At 44.6% G+C, this 21,079-nt stretch carries 18 protein-coding genes and 2 pseudogenes; 9 read left to right on the top strand and 11 right to left on the bottom strand.

All coding sequences use genetic code 11. The features are described from left to right. Nucleotides 1–5: 5 nt before the first annotated feature. From ACHBHN_RS02765 to ACHBHN_RS02730, 8 genes are all read right to left on the bottom strand, one after another. Nucleotides 6–1,319 carry a glycosyltransferase family 4 protein gene (locus ACHBHN_RS02765; RefSeq protein WP_105122694.1) on the bottom strand — a complete coding sequence of 438 codons (1,314 nt, stop codon included), beginning with the start codon at nt 1,317–1,319 and terminating at the stop codon, nt 6–8. Next, nucleotides 1,320–2,318, bottom strand: a complete 999-nt coding sequence (locus ACHBHN_RS02760) for a glycosyltransferase family 4 protein (protein WP_105122693.1) — start codon at nt 2,316–2,318, stop codon at nt 1,320–1,322. A 167-nt stretch (nt 2,319–2,485) separates the two neighbouring features. After that, entirely contained in the window at nt 2,486–3,232 is a 747-nt protein-coding gene (locus ACHBHN_RS02755) for an LPXTG cell wall anchor domain-containing protein (RefSeq protein ID WP_161943361.1), read from the bottom strand. A gap of 7 nt (nt 3,233–3,239) precedes the next feature. After that, the gene (locus tag ACHBHN_RS02750) at nt 3,240–3,926 is read right to left on the bottom strand and encodes a hypothetical protein (RefSeq protein WP_394733583.1); all 687 of its coding nucleotides are present in this window, start codon (nt 3,924–3,926) and stop codon (nt 3,240–3,242) included. Then, nucleotides 3,927–4,061 carry a hypothetical protein gene (locus tag ACHBHN_RS02745; protein WP_269089460.1) on the bottom strand — a complete coding sequence of 45 codons (135 nt, stop codon included), beginning with the start codon at nt 4,059–4,061 and terminating at the stop codon, nt 3,927–3,929. Nucleotides 4,062–4,222: 161 nt separating this feature from the next. Next, the gene (locus tag ACHBHN_RS02740) at nt 4,223–4,699 is read right to left on the bottom strand and encodes a YSIRK-type signal peptide-containing protein (RefSeq protein ID WP_105122691.1); all 477 of its coding nucleotides are present in this window, start codon (nt 4,697–4,699) and stop codon (nt 4,223–4,225) included. A 202-nt stretch (nt 4,700–4,901) separates the two neighbouring features. Continuing rightward, the gene (uvrB, locus tag ACHBHN_RS02735) at nt 4,902–6,887 is read right to left on the bottom strand and encodes an excinuclease ABC subunit UvrB (protein ID WP_394733582.1); all 1,986 of its coding nucleotides are present in this window, start codon (nt 6,885–6,887) and stop codon (nt 4,902–4,904) included. After that, complete coding sequence (locus tag ACHBHN_RS02730; RefSeq protein ID WP_394733581.1) at nt 6,884–7,549, bottom strand: hypothetical protein; 666 nt, start codon at nt 7,547–7,549, stop codon at nt 6,884–6,886. The genes uvrB and ACHBHN_RS02730 overlap by 4 nt, the downstream gene beginning before the upstream one ends. A gap of 194 nt (nt 7,550–7,743) precedes the next feature. Here ACHBHN_RS02730 and ACHBHN_RS02725 point away from each other — a divergent pair, with 194 nt between their 5' ends. Then, nucleotides 7,744–9,948: an ABC transporter substrate-binding protein/permease gene (locus ACHBHN_RS02725; protein WP_394733580.1), complete on the top strand. Its 2,205-nt coding sequence runs from the start codon at nt 7,744–7,746 to the stop codon at nt 9,946–9,948. Next, entirely contained in the window at nt 9,948–10,688 is a 741-nt protein-coding gene (locus ACHBHN_RS02720) for an amino acid ABC transporter ATP-binding protein (RefSeq protein WP_105110775.1), read from the top strand. Before ACHBHN_RS02725 ends, ACHBHN_RS02720 begins: the two co-directional genes overlap by 1 nt. 155 nt (nt 10,689–10,843) lie before the next feature. Here ACHBHN_RS02720 and ACHBHN_RS02715 read toward each other — a convergent pair whose 3' ends face one another. Next, nucleotides 10,844–11,335 carry a GNAT family N-acetyltransferase gene (locus tag ACHBHN_RS02715; RefSeq protein ID WP_105110774.1) on the bottom strand — a complete coding sequence of 164 codons (492 nt, stop codon included), beginning with the start codon at nt 11,333–11,335 and terminating at the stop codon, nt 10,844–10,846. A gap of 111 nt (nt 11,336–11,446) precedes the next feature. On the opposite strand from ACHBHN_RS02715, the gene ACHBHN_RS02710 reads away from it, so the two are divergent. Both ACHBHN_RS02710 and ACHBHN_RS02705 read left to right on the top strand, forming a co-directional pair. Next, on the top strand, nt 11,447–12,082 hold the full coding sequence (locus tag ACHBHN_RS02710) for an NAD(P)H-binding protein (RefSeq protein ID WP_394733579.1): 636 nt from the start codon (nt 11,447–11,449) through the stop codon (nt 12,080–12,082). 209 nt (nt 12,083–12,291) lie between these two features. Continuing rightward, nucleotides 12,292–13,824, top strand: coding sequence for an ATP-binding cassette domain-containing protein (locus tag ACHBHN_RS02705; protein WP_394733578.1), 1,533 nt, complete (start codon nt 12,292–12,294; stop codon nt 13,822–13,824). Nucleotides 13,825–14,232: 408 nt separating this feature from the next. On the opposite strand, the gene ACHBHN_RS02700 is transcribed toward ACHBHN_RS02705, so the two are convergent. Continuing rightward, nucleotides 14,233–15,903 carry a formate--tetrahydrofolate ligase gene (locus ACHBHN_RS02700; protein WP_105122684.1) on the bottom strand — a complete coding sequence of 557 codons (1,671 nt, stop codon included), beginning with the start codon at nt 15,901–15,903 and terminating at the stop codon, nt 14,233–14,235. Between the two features lie 204 nt (nt 15,904–16,107). Between ACHBHN_RS02700 and ACHBHN_RS02695 the strand changes: the two genes are divergently transcribed. The 5 genes and pseudogenes from ACHBHN_RS02695 to ACHBHN_RS02675 all read left to right on the top strand — a co-directional run. Next, entirely contained in the window at nt 16,108–16,791 is a 684-nt protein-coding gene (locus tag ACHBHN_RS02695; RefSeq protein WP_394733577.1) for a phosphopantothenate--cysteine ligase, read from the top strand. Between the two features lie 4 nt (nt 16,792–16,795). After that, entirely contained in the window at nt 16,796–17,341 is a 546-nt protein-coding gene (gene coaC / locus ACHBHN_RS02690) for a phosphopantothenoylcysteine decarboxylase (RefSeq protein WP_105160151.1), read from the top strand. 19 nt (nt 17,342–17,360) lie between these two features. Beyond that, entirely contained in the window at nt 17,361–17,900 is a 540-nt protein-coding gene (locus tag ACHBHN_RS02685) for an ECF transporter S component (RefSeq protein ID WP_161943036.1), read from the top strand. A gap of 93 nt (nt 17,901–17,993) precedes the next feature. Beyond that, nucleotides 17,994–19,712: a phospho-sugar mutase gene (locus ACHBHN_RS02680; RefSeq protein WP_394732968.1), complete on the top strand. Its 1,719-nt coding sequence runs from the start codon at nt 17,994–17,996 to the stop codon at nt 19,710–19,712. Between the two features lie 329 nt (nt 19,713–20,041). Then, nucleotides 20,042–20,524, top strand: a pseudogene (locus ACHBHN_RS02675) (IS3 family transposase); the annotation flags it as partial. Here ACHBHN_RS02675 and ACHBHN_RS02670 read toward each other — a convergent pair. Then, a pseudogene (locus ACHBHN_RS02670) lies at nt 20,524–20,964 on the bottom strand (transposase); the annotation flags it as partial. The pseudogenes ACHBHN_RS02675 and ACHBHN_RS02670 overlap by 1 nt on opposite strands. Nucleotides 20,965–21,079 lie beyond the last annotated feature (115 nt).

Raw genomic sequence — 21,079 nt, 5'->3', positions numbered from 1 at the left:
CCCTCCTAATCAAAGAAATTACGAACGGATTTGACCTGAGCAACTGATTTTCTGAGAATGCGAGCTGTGGTGTCGGTTGATTTGACAACGGCCTTGGCTGGTAAGGTGACCGCTCCCTTGAGCAATACTTCTGCCACACTGTCTTGATTGGTGTGTTCCTTCTGGAAATCATGGGAAATTTTCAAATCCAGGTAATACTCAAAAACTCGGTGACCGAAATTCTTGGCGGAAATTTCATAGAGCTTTTTCTCCAGCAAGTAGGCATTCATGCTTGGCGTCGCCAAAATTGCATCAATGACCACATCTGCTATGTCCTTTTCCCGCTTAAAGAGAGTTCCAAACATCTTGTCCGTCACCAAATTATCCAAATAAGGATTCGAATGGGCTAGGATTGGAGTGCCTGATGCCAGGCTTTCCAAGAAAGTCAGACCCTGGGTTTCACTGGTCGATGCCGAGATAAAGAAATCAGCCGCCTTATAGTATAGAGCAGTATCGCTCGGCGCAATCATGCCCGTCATCTGAATATGACTGGCCATCTGCATGCGGTCAATCATCTCCTGCAACTCTCCCGCATAAGGACCACCACCAACGATAACCAGCTTGACCTTGGGATTTTCAGCCAAAATAGCCGGCATGGCCTTGACAAGGGCCTGAATATTTTTTTCATTGGAGATACGAGACAGGCTGAGCAGCATGGTTTCATCCTTAGCAATCCCCAGTTGATGCCTCAGTTCATCAATATCCTCTTGGCAAATCTCAGGTCGGTCAAACTTGGCCAAATCAATTCCTGTCGGTATGACCCTTTTGGAAATAGGAACCTGATACTTATTCAGCAAATCTTCTACAATCTCGCTGGGACAGATAATCCCATCAAGGTCACGGAAGAAGGGTTTGAGGATATACTTGACCATGCTAGGGCGGATAATTTTCCCCTTAGCAATATAGTGGACGTAGTCCTCATACTGGGTATGGTAGGTATGAATAACTGGAATCCCCAATTCCTTGGCAATCAATTTCCCCAAAATCCCCAGAGAAAACTCCGTATGGGTATGAATAATATCCAGCTTGTAACGGCTGGCAATTTTCAAGGCATCCACAAAGCCAGCATAGGCCACTCGACGGTCCTTAAAGGCAAAGAAGGGCACACTAGGAATGCGGATAATATCCCAATCCTCATAGCGGTTGACACCCTCATCAGTGGTCGTAAAAATAAATACTGCATGACCTAGTTTTTCCAGCTCCGTTTTCAGGGTCCGAATAGACGTCGCAACCCCCGAAACCTGCGGAAAATAGGTATCTGTAAACAATCCAATACGCATTTACAACTCCATGACTTGGCGATAGGCTTCTACTAGCTGGTGGGCTACATTGTCCATCGAGCGACTAACTGCCACCTGATAACCTGCCTCGCGCTTGTCTACTTTTTTATCTAAGATATTTTGAATGGATTGGACAAAATCATCGACAGTCTTGCCCAATTCAGCACTTGTTTCATCAATCCAGCCTTCATAAACTGGAATATCTCTCAGCACAACATGTTGGTGGCTGGCTAGAGCTTCCAAGACGACAATCCCTTCCGTCTCTTCATAGGATGGGAAGAAAAAGGCATCCGCTCCGCTCATTGCCCCCTGAAAAACAGCACCCTTGAAGTAACCAGGAAACTCGACATTAGGCGGATGAGCTCCTTCTACAATTTTCCGGATATAGGATGGAATCATCCATTTATTGATAGAGCCCAGCCAAATGAAGCGCACATGGGGAAGCTTTTCAGCCACCTTGACAAAATCCTCTATGCCCTTGCGGCGGAAATAAAGCCCGGCACAGACCACGACTGGTTGTCCCTCTTTAATACCGAAATAATCCCGAAAAACAGCCTCTTTGCGAGCATCTTTCTTGTACTTGTTCAAATCAATCCCATTGGACACGGCAACGATTGGAGTTGTCACCCCATAGGATTGGATGAGCTGCTTAGAATACTCTGACGGGGTAATGATAAAATCTGCTTTTCGGTACATGCTGGCCAGATATTTTCCCACAAATGGCGCCAGGCGATTGGATCCGATAAAGGAATTTTGAAAATCTTCCTTGGTCGAATGCCCGTGCAAGATGACCTTCTTTCCATGACGTTTGGCAGCGTGCAAAAGCAACCAGGAACGTGGCCCATAGGTATTGATATGAATGACATCATAATCCCCTAAAAGGTCCGTCGTATAGGGAATTCCAGCCATGTCCAGGGCTTCCATTTGATGGTGGAGGGCCCGACCAATCCCTGATTTTTCCAGAACTGTCTTGCCTTCCAAATAGAGTAAAACTTTCATGATTCTATTATAGTTGATTTAAAAGAAAAAATATAGCGGAAACATGAAAAATCCAAGAAGACAAGGCTTAGCTTTATTCAACCTTCTACACTGATAATAAATCGAGGAGCAGAAAACCAAAAAGAAGCTGACACAAGGTCAACTTCCCATCATAATAAATATATATTTTAGCCGAGTTCAGCTTTTTTTCTTTTCACTAAACCAAATCCAAGCATTCCCACTACAAGTCCAAGAGATGTCAAAGCATCTACTTGTCCAGTATTCGGCAATGTTTTAGCAGTTTGTCCTGAGGATTGATTGCTAACAGATTGTTCAGTGTTACCAGTTCCTTGGGATGAGATGCTGGTTTCCTCTGCTGAACCGCCAGCTGCAGCACCACCACCAACTAGATGCGAAATTGTTGGAGTAACTGTTGTTTCTTGCAAGATTTCAGTAGGTAAAATGTGACCCTGACTTAGAATGGCTGTAATGTCAAGCTCTGGTAATTCATGTGTAACGCTGTCGCCTTTTGCTGTGATAATTGAATCCTCAACCAGTGTTTCAACCTGCGGTTCGTCGACTGGAGCTACAACAACTGGCTCGTCGGCTGGTGTTATAACGGCTGGTTCGTCAACTGGCGTATCTACCTGAGGTTCCTCAACCGGAGCTTCTACCTGTGGTTCGTCTTCTGGGGTGACAACTGCTGGTTCATCAACTGGGGTCTCTTCGACTGGCGCCGGTTGACTGCCGATAATGATAACTTTGGCAATTGGTTCGATAATTGTAGTTGTACTTGTCGCTGTTACTTCGCCAGTGACTGCGTCAATTTTATAAGTTGTGGTTGTCGTCTCACTGCCGTCAACACCACCAGTCTCACTATAGTAGCCCACAGGTTTAGTAGAATCTGACTCATAGCGAGTACCATACTCGATCATCACTGTCTCAACTACCGGCTGTGTACCTTGGTAATGACTTTCTCTTCTGGTGCAACAATGACTGGAGTTCCATCGGTTGGAATGCTTGCTCACTTGAAAAATTATTGATCTGTACCGTCTCTTCCGAATAAGCATCTACAACGTGACCGAGCTCGTGAGCCATGACATAGGTTTCCCAGGTAAATTGACCTTTCTCCACATCGATAACACCACCTTTGAAACCGGCATTATTCATATTGATAGTAGCATCATATCCAAGGGTATTTCCACCAAAGCCATAGGGGTCGTCATAAATTTTGATAAGACCGTATTGTGATTTGGCGGCGTCTGGCATGGTCTGGTAGAAATTATAGAAATTGTCAATAGCACTATTTTTAACTGTGAAGTTGCCATAAATCTTGATCAAATCTTCCTTAGTGACCAAATCGCTACGGTTCATGTAGACATTATAGCGGTTTGTCAAACTAGCAAAGAGATCTTTGACGCGATTTAAAGTTGCATCAGAGGCAGTTGTACTACCGATTTTTGCGTAAATTGCCTCACTTCTGAGCATGATAGCCTTGGCTTCCGCATACATACAGGCCGGGATAACCGTGCCAAAAGTGTAGCGGTCACTCGGGCTAATCGCTCCCAAGACGGACGCTCGGTTAGACATGGTCACCAATTCCTGCATGGCCAGTTTTTGCTGGTCCAATCAACCTTGGTCGTTTCTATTGAATACAGCCATTTGTGGATTTTCCGCACGAGAATAGGTACTAGTACGAGCGTAACGCGTCGTACCAACCATCGGTGAACCACGGTCAGAAATGGTCAAATTTCTTACAGTCATATTTATCAGAATATCCCCGTAACCATTTGCCCATAACGTTGATTGATCGATAACAATCTAGTCACTTGGCTTTTCTTTTGTCAAGTCAACGCTGAACTGTGCTGTATAGTGACCTGTCGTCGCATCAAACATCTTTTGTTCAGGAGTATCATCTTGCAACTCTATAATATTGCTCCGTCGCCTGCAGTTACTGGCTCAACATAGGGAATATCCTCTTCAAACAGTTTTTCATTAGGATCTAATGGGAACTTAGCTGTTGCATACTCAGTACCTGGCAAGGTAGACATGGTATTATATTGATTGTGATAAAGAATTAGCTCAGGATCTGATTCTCCTGGTACTTCCTCAACCACAAGTGGCTGTTCTACAGGAATTTCCGCTGGTGCTGGCACTTCAATTACCGGTTCTGTCTCAGTTTCAACAGAAACTTCTACTGATATAGCCGGTTCTTGATTTTCTGTTACCGCAGGTGCTACCACCTCAGCCTGCACATCCTGGTTGCTCACCGCAACTGTTGCTGGATTTTCAGTTGGCAAACTATCGGCGTTAACAATCTGACCACCTAAAAATAGACTCACACAGACTGATGCGGCTCCTACTGAAAATTTACGAATACTAAATCGTTGCTTACGAAACAAATCTGTTTCCCCCTACATTCATCTTAAAAACTTACTGAAAGCAAGTCAGACTCTTATATCTGGAGAAGGCCAAAGCAAAGACTAATTTGAATCAAAAATCGAAAGAATTTTTCAGCATGAACTTGTAGACACTACTTCCTGTAAAAATATAGAAAAAAGAGTATCTAATCGATACCCCTTGATCTGATTTTCTATTACTTTTCTACTTGTTCTTGAGTTCAATGACCATATCCCGAATCTGGGCTGCCAGTTCAAAGTCAAGCACTTCTGCTGCTTCCTGCATCTGAGCCTCCAGCTTCTTAATCATGGCCTTACGTTCGTCACGGTTGAGACTGTCAAAGTCAACTACTTCTTCCGTCTCCTTGGCAATGGCCTTAGTTACACTAATCAGGTCACGGATCTCTTTCTTAATGGTCTGTGGAATGATGCCATGTTCTTCATTATAAGCCATCTGGATTTGACGACGGCGGGCGGTTTCGTCCATAGCCTTCCGCATGGACTCGGTGACCTTGTCCGCATACATAATCACATGGCCCTCAGAGTTACGAGCTGCCCGACCGATTGTCTGGATGAGCCCTCGTTCATTACGGAGGAAACCTTCCTTGTCAGCATCTAGAATAGCAACCAGACTGACTTCTGGCACGTCAATCCCTTCACGCAAGAGGTTAATCCCTATCAAGACATCAAAGACGCCCAAGCGAAGATCACGGATAATCTCCGTACGCTCCAAAGTCTTAATGTCCGAGTGCATATACTTGACCTTAACGCCCATTTCTTTCAGGTAGTCGGTCAAGTCCTCTGCCATTTTCTTGGTCAGGGTAGTGATAAAGGTCCTCTCGCCTTTGTCAACACGCGCATGGATTTCGCCCAAGAGGTCATCCATCTGCCCCATGGTTGGACGAACCTCAACTTCAGGGTCCAAGAGCCCGGTCGGCCGGATAATCTGTTCGACAACGGTCTCTGTCTGCTCCATCTCATAGTCACCCGGCGTCGCTGAGACATAGACAATCTGATGAACATGACTCTCAAATTCTTCCCTGCGCAGCGGACGATTGTCTAGTGCACTCGGGAGACGGAAACCATAGTTGACCAACATCTCTTTCCGTGAGCGGTCACCGTTGTACATCCCCTTAATCTGCCCCATAGTCATGTGGCTCTCGTCAATCATGATGAGATAATCTTCAGGGAAAAAGTCCAGCAGGGTGTATGGGGGCTCGCCCTCGCTTCGCCCGTCCATGTGTCGTGAATAGTTCTCAACTCCGTTGGTGTAGCCCATTTCCCGTAGCATTTCAATATCATACTCGGTTCTCTGTTTCAATCGCTGAGCTTCTAAGAGCTTGCCCTCAGCCTCAAAGACCTTGAGCTGCTCCTCCAGTTCCGCCTGGATTTTGGCAATAGCCGTTTCCATGTGGTCGTCGTTGGTCACGAAGTGAGTAGCGGGAAAAATCGCCAAATGGTCAACATCGCCTAATACCTTGCCAGTCAGACTTTCAATCTCACGAATGCGGTCGATTTCATCACCGAAAAACTCCACACGGAAGGCGTGTTCATCTCGAGAAGCCGGGAAAATCTCCACCACATCGCCACGGACACGGAAACGCCCCCGTTGGAAGTCGATGTCGTTGCGCTCAAACTGAATATCTACCAGAGAGTTGAGCAACTGATCACGGGAAATCTCCTGACCTGGTCGCAGGCTGACCACGCTATCAGAATATTCCTTGGGCGAACCCAAACCATAGATACAGGAAACGGAGGCAACGACGATGACATCATTTCGCTCCAGCAGAGCTGAGGTCGCTGAATGACGAAGTTTATCAATTTCATCGTTGACAGAGCTATCTTTTTCAATATAGGTATCGGATGAAGGCACGTAAGCCTCTGGTTGATAGTAATCGTAGTAAGACACGAAATACTCAACGGCATTTTCTGGGAAAAATTCCTTGAACTCACTGTAGAGCTGGCCAGCCAGCGTCTTATTGTGGGCGATGACTAGGGTCGGTTTGTTGACTTGGGCGATAACCTGACTCATGGTGTAGGTCTTACCGGTCCCCGTCGCTCCCATGAGAATTTGAGCCTTCTCCCCACCCTCGATATTATCCACCAGGGTCTCAATGGCCTGGGGCTGGTCACCAGACGGTGCATATTTTGACACAAGTTTAAATTGGTTTTCAGTATTTCGGTTAATCATTTGCTCAGTTTTCTTTCTTCTAGTAAATCTTGCAACATCTCTTCGGAAAAATGCTCAATTGGGCCGGGTTCAACATCAAGAATCGAAGTTGCCGCCGTATATTTCAATAAATTCTTTATCTTAATTCCATATTGTTTAGCATAAAAGACAGCTCGCTCACTGTCATGAAACAATATCAATAAGTGCGTGTAGGTGTCCGACAAACTGGCCCTTGCACTCGTTTTAGCCCCAGTCGCAAATGCGATTGTCTTCCCTACAGATTCTACTGTTTTTTCAGAAACATTTCCAAAAAGACGGCTCAAGCCTGCTCCTAGTGTCTGTTCTTCTAGGCAGATATACTCAATTTCGTTTATAGGAATGGACACAGCTTTTCTTCGAAATATTCCCCGATAGAGAACAAAGTGCTTCTCTGTCAGTTCAAATGCTTTTAATCCAAAAAAGAGGCGCTGTATAGAAACGATAATAACCAGATGTGAAGCCAAGGTTGGAATGCCAAAGATCAGTAAAAATAAAATCCCACCGAAGATCACTGTCGCTACATCTTCTCCCCATAAACTGATAAATAAATCAACCGTTAGATAAGACAATGGCAAGCCAAAAAACAAACTCAGACCCAAGGCCGACAAAGATTTCCATCTGCTATAACGAACAATCATACCCATTCCTTTCACTATTCTATTTTACCACAAGTCCGCTTGAACTTACTCAAAATCAATTGTCCTAAAATATTAAATTTTCTCACAATTCACTGACTCTGTATGTCAGAAATTCTAACATTATAAAAACCTCGATTTTGCATTAATTTTCATAATATGATACAATGGGAAAGTTATTTTATAATAGAAGGAGTATATAAATGAAGAAAAAATTATTCATGCTATTGGCAAGCATTTTGCCGGTCTTCTTTATTTTTACAGGTGTCCAGGCAGATGATACGATCGATATCGTCTTTGACAATGCCTATGCACCATTTGAATTTAAAGATTCTGACCAAACTTATAAAGGATTAGATGTTGATATTATCAACGAAGTTGCAAAACGTTCAAATTGGAAAATGAATCAATCCTTCCCAGGATTTGATGCTGCTGTCAATGCGGTCCAGTCTGGTTCGGCCGATGCCCTCATGGCTGGTACGACCATTACCGAAGCCCGCAAAAAGGTCTTTACCTTCTCAGACCCCTACTTTGATACGAAGATTATCATTGCAACAACCAAGTCTAACAAGATTTCCTCCTATGAAGACCTCAAAGGTAAGACAGTTGGTGTTAAAAACGGTACTGCTTCTCAAACCTTCCTCGAAGAAAACAAGGACAAGTACGGTTTTACTATCAAAACCTTCGACACAGGGGACACGATGTACAACAGTCTTTCCACTGGCGCTATTGACGCTGCTATGGACGATGAGGCGGTTATCCAATACGCTATCCAACAAGGGCAAGACCTGAGCTTAGACATCCCTGGCGAACCAATTGGATCATTTGGTTTCTCTGTTAAAAAAGGAAGCCAATATGAGTACCTCGTTGATGATTTCAATAAGGCTCTTGCAGCTATGAAAGAAGACGGCACCTACGAAAAAATCATGAATAAATGGTTTGGTGTAGCTACCGCCTCTGCTGATATGCAGAACTACTCATCTCGCTTGAAATTATCTGGTGATGCTACTAAAAAAGCAAACCCTATCAAGTCAAGCTACACGATCGTTTCAGATTCATCATTTGCCCCATTTGAATACCAGGACGAGTCTGGTAAGTACGTCGGCATTGACATGGAATTGATCAAGGCCATTGCGGAGCAACAAGGAATCACCATCACTATCCAAAATCCTGGTTTCGATGCAGCCCTTAACGCTGTCCAAGCTGGTCAAGCAGATGCCGTTATCGCTGGTATGTCGATTACTGACGCTCGTAAGGAAATCTTTGATTTCTCAGATGCCTACTACTCGTCAAATATCCTGCTGGCTGTTAAAAACGGCAGTGACATTGCATCCTATGAAGACCTCAAAGGCAAGACAGTCGGTGCCAAAAACGGTACAGCGTCTTACACTTTCTTGGAAAGCAACAAAGACAAGTACGGCTATACTTTGAAGGCCTTCGACGAGGCTTCTGGCATGTACGACAGTCTCAACTCTGGCTCAATTGACGCCCTCATGGATGATGAAGCGGTCCTCCTCTACGCTATCCAACAAGGTCGTGACTTCGCTACTCCAATCCCAGGTGAAAAATCTGGTGAATACGGATTTGCTGTGAAAAAAGGTAGCAATCCTGAACTGATTGAAATGTTCAACAATGGCTTGGCTGCATTGGTAGAATCAGGCAAGTACGATGAGATTTTCAACAAATACTTCAATGCCAAAGAAGAGACAACACCAAGTACAGCCACTGAAACAGTTGATGAAACCACCATTTTCGGTCTCTTGAAAAACAACTACGGTCAGCTCCTGTCTGGTCTTGGTATTACAGTTGGTTTGGCTCTCTTGTCATTTGCCATTGCTATCGTCATCGGTATTATCTTTGGTATGTTTGCGGTGAGCCCAATCAAGGCCCTTCGTGTTATCTCATCCGTCTTCGTTGATGTGGTTCGTGGTATTCCGTTGATGATTGTTGCAGCCTTCATCTTCTGGGGTATTCCAAACTTGATTGAGTCTATCACTGGTCAACAATCACCAATCAACGACTTCGTAGCCGGTACCATTGCCCTATCCCTTAACTCCGGTGCCTATATCGCAGAAATTGTCCGCGGTGGTATTCAAGCCGTTCCTGCGGGACAAATGGAGGCATCACGCAGTTTGGGTATTTCCTACGGGACAACCATGCGCAAGATTATCCTACCACAGGCTGGTAAAATCATGCTGCCAAACTTCATCAACCAATTTGTTATTACATTGAAAGATACGACCATCATCTCTGCGATTGGTCTTGTCGAACTCTTCCAAGCTGGTAAGATTATCATTGCCCGTAACTACCAATCCTTCCGTATGTATGCAATCCTTGCTATCATATACTTGGTGGTTATCACCCTCTTGACTCGCTTGGCACGTAAACTTGAAAAAGGAGGCAAATAATGGCTTTATTAAAAATCAATGTTGAAGACCTGCACAAGTCTTACGGGAAAAACGAGGTCTTGAAAGGCGTCTCTGCAAAATTCTACGAGGGGGATGTTGTCTGCATTATCGGTCCTTCTGGATCTGGTAAATCAACCTTCCTTCGTACACTCAACCTCCTGGAATCCATCACAAGTGGTCATGTTATGGTAGATGGTTACAATCTGACTGACCCTAAAACAGATGTTGATGCCTTCCGTGAAAATGTCGGAATGGTATTCCAGCACTTCAACCTCTTCCCACACATGTCCGTCTTAGAAAATATCACCTTTGCTCCTATCGAACATAAAAAATTGAATAAGGCTGAAGCCGAGAAAGTCGGCATGGAATTACTGGAAAAGGTCGGTCTAGCAGACAAGCGTGACGCTATGCCAGATAGCCTGTCCGGTGGTCAGAAACAGCGTGTAGCTATTGCCCGCGCGCTGGCTATGAACCCAGACATCATGCTCTTTGATGAACCAACGTCTGCCCTTGACCCAGAAATGGTCGGCGACGTACTCAACGTTATGAAAGACCTAGCTGAGCAAGGCATGACCATGTTGATTGTTACGCACGAGATGGGCTTTGCCCGCAAGGTTGCTAACCGCGTCATCTTTACAGACGGCGGTGAATTCCTTGAAGACGGCACACCCGAACAAATCTTCGACAACCCACAACACCCACGTCTCAAAGACTTCCTGGATAAGGTCCTGAACGTATAAAGATTAGAAAAAACCTTGCTTTGTCAAGGTTTTTTGAGTTTCTTCAAATTATTATTAGCGTCTTTTCTGGATGTAATATAAAGCCCATCTTGCCCTGATACACGGAAAGTAGAGTGAAAAGGTCGATTTCCCAGCACCGGGACTATTAATCATCATTATACTGTCACCTTGTAAGACCAGCCCTTCTCTGTTTTTTCGAGCCTGCTAAATCCCATCTTCTCAAACAGACGCTGGGAACCAATATTCCAATCATAAATTTCTCCTACTCGAATTTCTGTGAAGCCTAGCTCTTTCGCACGTTCTATCATCCGTTTTAAGACCTTGCCACCAATGCCCCTTGCCCAGTAACGGCTATCGCCGATGGAAATCGCAAAGTCATCTGCCAGCAGGGTCACGTCTCCAATTGGTCTCCAACCACACTTTTCCCGAATTTCTATCCAGTAGCACTCGCCATTTTCCGATAAAAAACGGTACATCCTAGCTAATTTTTCCAAGCTATAAGCTTCTTTCACACCATCAACCAACCAGACTAGCTCCATATTTTGATGCCAGTCAAAAGCAAGCTCATATTGACCATCATAGGCACGAAGGCGTACGGTAGTATCAATTTCTAGTTGCTCTGATTGTCTTATATTCCTTATTGGCATTGCGAATTCTCCTTTTTCCCTTTCATTATAGCATAAGGCTGTATTATATGTGACAAATGCTCAAAATAGGTATATAATTACTACATAGTGATATCCAAGGGAGGAATTCTTATGTCAAATGTACTTTTATTCGGAGCAAGTGGCTTTTTAGGTCAAGAAGTGATGGAAAAATTGATTGCGAGCGGTCATCAGCTAACTGCTATTACACGGTCATTTGATCCTGAAAATAGCAAAAAATTCCGTCCAGACGTCAACTGGGTAGAGGCCGACCTCTATCAAGCAGATCAGTGGAAGGAATCGCTTAATGACCATACTGTTGTCATTAACTTGGTCGGCATGGTCAAAGAAGAGCCCGAAAAAGGCTTAACCTATGATAAGGTCATTCTCGGTGCTGCCAAGGTGATTGCGGATGTTATGGCAGATAAAAGTGACCACCACTACATTTACGTATCCACCCACCTCGAAGGGCTTGCGACGCCAGAAAGCTACCGCAAGGCTAAAAAAGAGGCGGAGGATTATCTCTTGGCGCAATCCTTCAAAACGAGCATCGTCCGTCCTAGCATGATGTACGGTCCAGGCAAAGCAGGAACAAGTGAAAGAGCCCAGGCTATTCTGGAAAAAATGGATCCTGCAAGTCCAGCTTGGGCCGGTCGACCAATTGCCGTGGAAAAGGTTGCCCAGACCATTGCTAACATTGTCAACGGAAAAACTGACCAAACCATATTCGAAAATGATGATATGGCTTGACAAATTATTCCCAATCAGATATAGTAATACTATCAAAAAAATACGAGGTAAAGGACCATGGACACAGACAAGTAATCTCTATTAAGTTTATACTTAGAGGTAGCTTGCCTGTGTCTATTTTTCCTGTTCTCCTATTCCCAAAATAGGTCTTTTTTGAGCAGGCACGCTACTGAGTAAGTAGTGTGTTTTTTCTCATACAAGGAGGCCTTATGCTCATCACAACACAAAATCTCTCGATCCACCACCAAAAAGACCTGCGTCCACTAGTAGCCGACCTCACCCTCACCATCAATAGTGGCGATAAGGTGGCTATCATTGGCGAAGAAGGCAATGGCAAGTCCAGCCTTCTCAAGACCTTGCTCAATCCAGACATGGTAGCAGACTATCTCCTGATAAGTGGCACGATTCAGCGCCACTTCACCGCACCGATCTACATCCCACAGTCTCTTCCTTTGGAAATGGCAGAGCTGACACTCAATGACTACTTCTTTTCTCAAGTAGATCTGGATATTGATTTCGGACTGCTCTATCGCTTCGCCGACCAACTGGCTTTTGACAGTGACCGATTGAGCAGTGACCAATTGATTTCTAGCCTGTCCGGTGGAGAAAAACTCAAAATCCAACTCATCAAATCGCTCGCTAAGCATTCTGATATTATTTTCCTAGACGAACCGTCAAACGACCTAGACCTAGATACGCTCTCATGGTTGGAAAACTATATTGCCACTAGCTCCAAAACGATTGTCTACGTCTCACACGATGAGGATTTTCTTGCCAAAACTGCCACAAAAATTGTGCATTTACAATCTGTAAAGAAAAAAATGCTGGCCAAAACAAGCGTTCAGACCATAGATTATCAAGCCTACCGTGACCAGCGCGAGGCAGCCTACTATAAACAGATCCAGCAAGCGCAAAACGACCGCAAGGAATTTGAAAAAGTCATGGAAAAACACCGTCGCCAAAAATCTCAGGTCCGGAATACCTTACTTAATACCCATGATGCAACAGCTGGACGGCTAGTAGCCAAAAAGATGAAATCTGTTTTAGCTAGGGAAAAGCGCTATGAAAAACAGGCTGAAAGCATGACCAAAATGCCCTACCATGAAGATGCCATTCACCTGTTCTTTTCTGACATTCAGCCGTTGCCAGCGCACAAACAGATTATTGACGTACAGGGGGAAGAACTGTGGTGCCATGAGCACCTGTTGGTCAAAAATCTCTTCATGAAGGTCAAGGCTGGTGAAAAAGTCGGCATTATCGGAGCCAACGGTGTCGGAAAATCCAGCCTCATCAAGTTCCTCTATCAGCATCTGCAAACCAGGTCTGACCTACAGCTGGGCTACATGCCTCAGCACTACGCAGATTTATTGCCATTAAGCAAAACTCCTCTCGCATTTTTAGCAGGAGAAAAGGATAAAGAGGAACAAGAGGCTGCTCTCACCTACCTGGCCAGTCTCCAATTCACCCGCGAAGAGGTTCACCATGCTATTTCCGATTTATCAGGGGGGCAACAAGCAAAATTACTGCTCTTAAAAATGGTATTGGACAAGGCCAATGTTTTACTACTAGACGAGCCCAGTCGCAATTTTTCACCCATTTCACAGCCCTACATTCGTGAATTATTCTCGGATTATCAGGGGACACTTATCTGCGTCTCGCACGATCGACGATTTTTGAGGGAGGTTTGTCATCAGGTTTACAAACTAAGCAAGCAAGGACTATACAGGCTAGACAGCATCTAAATAAAAGTCTCACAGCGAGACTTTTTCATAATGCAGACAAACTAAATTCTGGATAAATAAACTAAGTAGCTCTACTAAGAAAAAACAAAAATTTAGTTTATTTTGCGAGCGGAGCGAGCCCTAAGCCAGGACTTTCCACTGTGATGAAAATGCCTGAAACGTTGTCGTTTCAGGCATTCGGAGTATTTGAGACCTTAGGCTCAAATACTAGGTATAGAATTCCGTAGGTAGCTCAAACAGTCTGGGGGACTGTTTGAGGAGTAAACCTAGAAACAAGAAAGTTTACTACCGTCCGATATCACCTCAGGTAAGTCTGAAAAGAGATTTGTCTCCAAACTCAAAAAGTCTCATAGCGAGACTTTTTTGTATTTTTATTCAATTAGGCTGGTTCTAATCATAAACTCATTTCTAAAACAAGCCCAAGGCTGAACCATCTGCTGCCACGTCCATGTTGAGAGCCGCAGGTGCTTTTGGCAAACCAGGCATGGTCATGACATCACCGGTCAAAGCCACGATAAAGCCAGCACCTAATTTTGGTACAAATTCACGGACAGTAATATCGAAATCAGTCGGTGCCCCCAGCGCAAATGGATCATCTGAAAAACTGTACTGGGTCTTGGCCATACAAACAGGCAATTTATCCCAGCCATTCTTGGCAAATTCGGCCAATTGATTGCGGGCTTTCTTTTCAAAAACGACACCCGTTCCACCGTAAATCTGCGTCACAATCTTACTGACCTTGGTTGCCAAATCATCGTCAGACTGATAAATGGCTTGGTAGTTGGCCTGCTGTTTTTCAATGGTTGCGACTACCGTTTCAGCCAAAGCAACTCCACCGGCCGCACCGTCTGCCCAGACACTGGCAAGTTCGACAGGAACACCGATTTGACCACACAGTTCTTTGAGTGCAGCGATTTCGTCAGCTGTATCAGATACAAATTCATTGATGGCAACGACAGCTGGAATACCGTATTTCTGGATATTTTCGACATGGCGCTTGAGATTGGCAAAGCCAGCTTTAACAGCCTCGACATTCTCAGTCGCAAGGTCTGATTTTGCGACACCACCGTGCATCTTCAGAGCTCTCAGCGTGGCAACAATCACCACGGCATCAGGCGATTTTGGCAAATTCGGTGTCTTAATATCCAAGAATTTCTCTGCACCCAAATCTGCTCCAAAACCAGCCTCTGTGACCGTATAATCTGCCAAACGTAGAGCCGTCGTAGTCGCAAGGACTGAGTTACAACCATGGGCAATATTGGCAAAGGGACCACCATGAACCAAAGCGGGCGTACCATAAATGGTTTGAACCAAATTTGGTTTAATCGCATCTTTGAGAATGAGAGTCAGCGCTCCTTCCACCTGCAAATCCCGAACAAAAACAGGTGTACGGTCATAGCGATAACCAATGACAATGCTTGCCAAGCGTTCTTTGAGGTCGTCTAGGTCCGTCGCCAAGCAGAGAATGGCCATAATTTCAGAGGCAACCGTAATATCAAAGCCATCTTCACGCGGTACACCGTTCAGCGGTCCACCCAGACCAACTGTGACCTTACGAAGGGCGCGATCATTTAGGTCTACCACCCGTTTCCAAATAATCCGGCGCGGATCCAAGCCCAACTCGTTTCCTTGATGCAAATGATTATCAATCAGAGCAGACAGGGCATTGTTAGCTGTTGTAATGGCGTGCATATCCCCTGTGAAATGCAAATTGATATCTTCCATCGGTAGTACCTGCGCATAGCCACCACCAGCAGCTCCACCCTTGACACCCATTACAGGTCCAAGCGATGGCTCCCGCAAAGCAATCATGGTTTTCTTGCCAATTTTTGCCAGAGCATCTGCCAATCCAATAGTCACAGTGGACTTGCCTTCTCCAGCTGGAGTTGGGTTGATGGCTGTTACCAAAATTAACTTGCCAAGCTCATTGTCCTTGACTGCATTGATTTTATCAAAAGACAATTTAGCCTTGTATTTTCCGTATAATTCGAGGTCATCAAATCCAATTCCGACCTGCTCAACAATCTCTGTAATCGGCTTGAGTGAAACACTCTGTGCAATTTCAATGTCTGTTTTCATGCTGGCTCCCCTTAGCGAAATATTTTTTTCCAGTATATCACATCCCCTTGGAAAATCGGAAACATTTTTATGAAAAATAGTAAGAGTATTCGGATTTTGAGGCGGACTATCATTCAATAACAGTTATAGTTTGATTCCATTTTAGTAATAGACTATTGGTCGCGAAAACTTTACGGAAAATGGAAAATTTAGTACAATATGGACATGAAAATCATCATTACATCAGGTGGAACCAGTGAGGTTATTGACCAGGTCAGGGCTATCACCAACCACGCAACAGGTACCTTAGGAAAAATCATTGCCGAACAGGCTCTGGCAAGAGGGCATGAGGTAACTTTGGTGACAACCAAGCAAGCTGTCAAGCCAACATTTCATCCTCATCTGACAATTGTAGAAATCACCAATGTAGAGAGCCTGAAAGAAACTCTTGAACCTCTTGTCAAGACCCACCAAGTCCTCATCCACAGCATGGCCGTTTCCGACTACACACCGGTCTATATGACTGGCTTGGACGAGGTTAGGGAAACAGAGGACATCACCAGCCTGCTGGAGAAGAAAAATACGGAAACCAAGATTTCATCCAAGGCTGACTACCAGGTGCTCTTCTTGAAAAAAACACCCAAAGTTATCTCTCATGTCAAACAATGGAATCCAGGCATCCAGTTGATTGGCTTTAAGTTACTGGTCGACGTGCCCAAGGAAGAACTATTTGCCGTGGCACGAGATAGCATCCAGCACAACAAGGCAGACTACATCCTGGCCAACGACCTAGTGGACATTACTGCCGACAAACATCTGGGCTACCTGGTGTCTCAGACCGAGGCTATTCCTGCGGCGACCAAGCAGGACATCGCCCAACTCATTTTAAATACCGTAGAAAAGGGGTAAGACTATGGCAAGAATTACGCTTGCGGTGACAGGATCTATTTCTGCCTACAAGGCAGCTGACATCACCAGCCAGCTGACAAAACTCGGTCACTCTGTGACAGTCCTCATGAGCCGCTCTGCTATGGACTTTATCACGCCCTTGACCCTTCAAGTCCTGTCCAAAAATCTGGTCCATACCGACCTCATGCTGGAGGAAAATCCTGCCTCTATCAAGCATATCGATATTGCCAAGGAAACGGACCTTTTCCTGGTGGCTCCTGCCTCGGCCAATACTATCGCCAAGCTAGCAAACGGTATGGCAGACAATATGGTGACGGCGACGGCTCTGGCCATCCCTATCGGGGTGCCAAAATTGGTCGCTCCTGCCATGAATACCAATATGTACCTCCACCCAGCCACACAACACAATCTGAAGAACTTGACAAGCTATGGCTATGAAGAAATCAAGCCTCGGGAGGCCCTGCTTGCCTGCGGTGATTTTGGAACTGGGGCCCTGGCTGAGGTTGACATCATCATAGAGAAAGTGAGTAGAATTTTAAGTGAGAAATAAACAGTCCAATCAGGTGGCCATGACAGCCATTTTTATCGCCATTATGATCATTATCGAGGTCATCAGTCAGGCTATTTTTGCCAGCTTCGTACTTCCTGTCAAGCCAACCATTACCCACATCCCTGTCATCATTGCTAGCATCCTCTACGGACCAAAGCTGGGAGCCAAGCTAGGCGGCTTCATGGGCGTCATGTCCATTATCCGAAATTCCATTATCTTATCGCCTATGAGCTATGTCTTTAGCCCCTTGGTGGAAAACGGAAACTTCTACTCTATTCTGATTGCCCTTGTCCCACGAATTTTGATTGGGGTCACGCCTTATTATATCTACAAATGGCTGAGCAATAAGCCTGGGCTGGCTCTGGCGGGTCTGACTGGTACCCTGACCAATACCATTTTTGTCCTGTCCGGTATTTTCATTTTCTTTGGCTCTGTCTACAAGGGCGACATTAAACTGGTCCTAGCAGGCATCGTTTCTATCAACTCCATCACGGAATTGATTGTCTCAGCCCTATTGACCGTAGCCATTGTTCCGATTTTGCAGAAAGTTGTAAAATAAATCTCAGAAAATCATGTGAAAGCATGATTTTTTTTTTTGAAAATGGTATAATGAAAGCGTTTAATAGAAAAAATTTTTTTAAGGAGATATCCTATGTCTTATCAAGAAACCTATCAAACCTGGCTAGATGTTGCTGACCTGCCTGACTACCTTCGTCAGGATTTATTGGCCATGGATGAAAAAACCAAAGAAGATGCCTTTTATACAAATCTTGAATTTGGTACAGCAGGTATGCGTGGCTATATCGGTGCTGGTACCAACCGCATCAATATCTACGTGGTGCGTCAAGCAACCGAAGGTTTGGCAAAATTGGTCGAGTCTAAAGGTGAAGAAGCTAAAAAACGTGGGGTAGCGATTGCTTACGACACTCGCCACTTCTCTCCAGAATTTGCCTTTGAATCCGCACAGGTCTTGGCAGCCCATGGCATCAAGTCTTACGTCTTTGAAAGCCTACGCCCAACACCAGAATTGTCCTTTGCTGTCCGCCACTACAATGCCGTTGCAGGTATCATGGTGACTGCCAGCCACAACCCTAAAGAATTCAATGGTTACAAGGTTTACGGCGAAGATGGTGGACAAATGCCACCAGCAGATGCGTCTGCTTTGACGGACTACATCCGTGCTATTGACAATCCATTTGCAGTGGCATTGGCTGACTTGGAAGAAAGCAAGGCTAACGGTCTGATTACGGTTCTCGGTGAAGAGACAGACCGCCTCTACCTGGATGAGCTAAAGTCTATCAATATCAACAAAGACTTGATTGCTGAGCATGGTAAGGACATGAAGATTGTCTATACCCCACTTCACGGTACTGGTGAGATGTTGGCTCGTCGTGCCTTGGCTGAAGCTGGTTTTGAATCTGTAGCAGTTGTTGAAAGCCAAGCAACAGCTGACCCAGACTTCTCAACAGTTGCCTCTCCAAACCCAGAAAGCCAGGCTGCCTTTGCACTTGCCGAAGAACTTGGCCGCGAAGTTGGTGCTGATGTATTGCTGGCAACAGACCCAGATGCTGACCGTGTCGGTGTCGAAGTCCGTCAAGCAGACGGTTCATACTGGAACCTGTCTGGTAACCAAATCGGTGCTATCATTGCTAAGTATGTCCTTGAAGCGCATAAACAAGCAGGTACCCTCCCAGCAAACGCTGCCCTTGCTAAATCGATTGTGTCAACTGAACTGGTAACTAAGATAGCTGAAAGCTACGGCGCAACCATGTTCAACGTCTTGACAGGTTTCAAATTCATCGCTGAGAAAATCCAAGAATTTGAAGAAAAACACAACCATACTTACATGTTTGGTTTTGAAGAAAGCTTTGGTTACTTGATTAAGCCATTCGTGCGCGATAAGGATGCCATTCAAGCCGTTCTGATGGTCGCAGAGATTGCTGCCTACTACCGCTCTCGCGGCATGACCTTGGCAGATGGTATCGACGAAATCTTCAAGGAATACGGTTACTTCGCTGAGAAAACCATCTCTGTTACTCTTTCTGGTAAAGACGGTGCCGAGCAAATCAAGGCTATCATGGCTAAGTTCCGTGAGCATGCTCCTGAGCAGTTCAACAAGACAGACATTGCTCTATTCGAGGACTTCGCTCTGCAAAAGGCTGTCGCTCTTGACGGAACGACAACTGAACTGACAACACCTCCGTCAGATGTGCTCAAGTACACCTTGACAGACGATAGCTGGTTTGCCGTTCGCCCATCAGGTACCGAACCAAAAATCAAATTCTACATCGCAACAGTTGGCGCAACCTTAGGTGAGGCTGAAGAAAAAATCGCCAATATCGAAAAAGAAATTACAGAATTTGTAGGATAGAAATAAGGTCACAGCTGAGCTGTGGCTTTTTCTATGGTTATATTTTAGCAACTAATAAAATCAGTTACGCCACTTCATCCGCTCGATGATTGACCGGATCAATAACTTGTGGTTGGAAGCACCGAAAAACTCAAAAAACGGCTCTATAAGACTGTAGTGGGTAAATCCCCTATAGAGATTATGGAGCCTTTTTGAGTATCAAAAAGTCCCATATGACCTATAATGAAAAAAGACTAAACCATCATTAGAAAGGAATCATATGGAATAGATAAACAGTCAGGGAAGTGATTGTTTATCCCCGAGCCAAGAAATAATAAAGCGAGGATAGTATCACAAACTTACTTGGAACGAAAGACAAAAATATTATTATCACTAATGAATACGATATGGGAACGCACAGAGAGCTTCATGGTCATTTGGACTATTCAGCTCCTAAATGCCACTCTTGTCATGGTCAAATGGCTAAATACGATTTCCAGAAAGCCTCTAAAATTCCATACTTAGAATCTGCTGGTTACCCTCTGCTTATCCGCTTGAGAAAGCACCGTTTCCGCTGTAAAAATTACGGAAAAATGGCTGTCGCAGAAACTTCTCTGGTCAAGAAGAACCACCAAATTGCAACCGTCATTCACCAGAAAATCGCTCAGCTTCTCATCGAAAAACAATTCATGACAGACATTCTTGGTTATCGTCGTATGATGCTATTTGTCAATCGCAAGCTTGAAACAAACTACAACAGGAAGCGGATTCGACGCTTGATGCACATTCTAGGTCTACGTTCCATTATCAGAAGAGCCAAGGGTTATTGTACAATGAAAATTTCTGTCGGATCTATGAATCCTGCATTGACACAGAGACCTAAGATATGGGTAAAAATGCCTTCAATAACCTGTCTATCTTGGAAACGACGGACATAATTCTTTCCGTAGGTAGTGAAATGAGGCACCTTATCATCCAGTAGAAGACCAAGAAACCAACGATAGGCAGTGTTCACTCCAATTTCCTTAATGGTTGACGCATGGAGCGAATACCGAAGAGACAACGCAGGATTGGAATTTTAATGAGCAGAATAGGGTCAAGACTAGGGGCGACCCGTATCATCGCTATAGCTATCTGCGACTAAGTCATAAATAAAGGAAAAATCAATAGCTTCTTCTATTTGACGAAGGAGACGATTTTGAGGAACAAGGTCATCTAGACTATAGAAACTAAATTGACCGCGATTGTAGTCTGAGTTTTCTTTGTGTAACATAGCGATTTTCCCTCTGTTTATTAGCTAGCATTCCTATCTCAATTATACTAATTTACATATGAAAAAGCCGTTAGAAATACAATTCTAACGACTTTGTCTTCAATCTGTGAGAAGA

This window comes from Streptococcus sp. A22 (assembly GCF_043674215.1).
GTDB lineage: Bacteria > Bacillota > Bacilli > Lactobacillales > Streptococcaceae > Streptococcus > Streptococcus suis_V.
The sequence above is the reverse complement of the archived record's forward strand: the minus strand, read 5'-3'. Positions and strand labels throughout refer to the sequence as shown.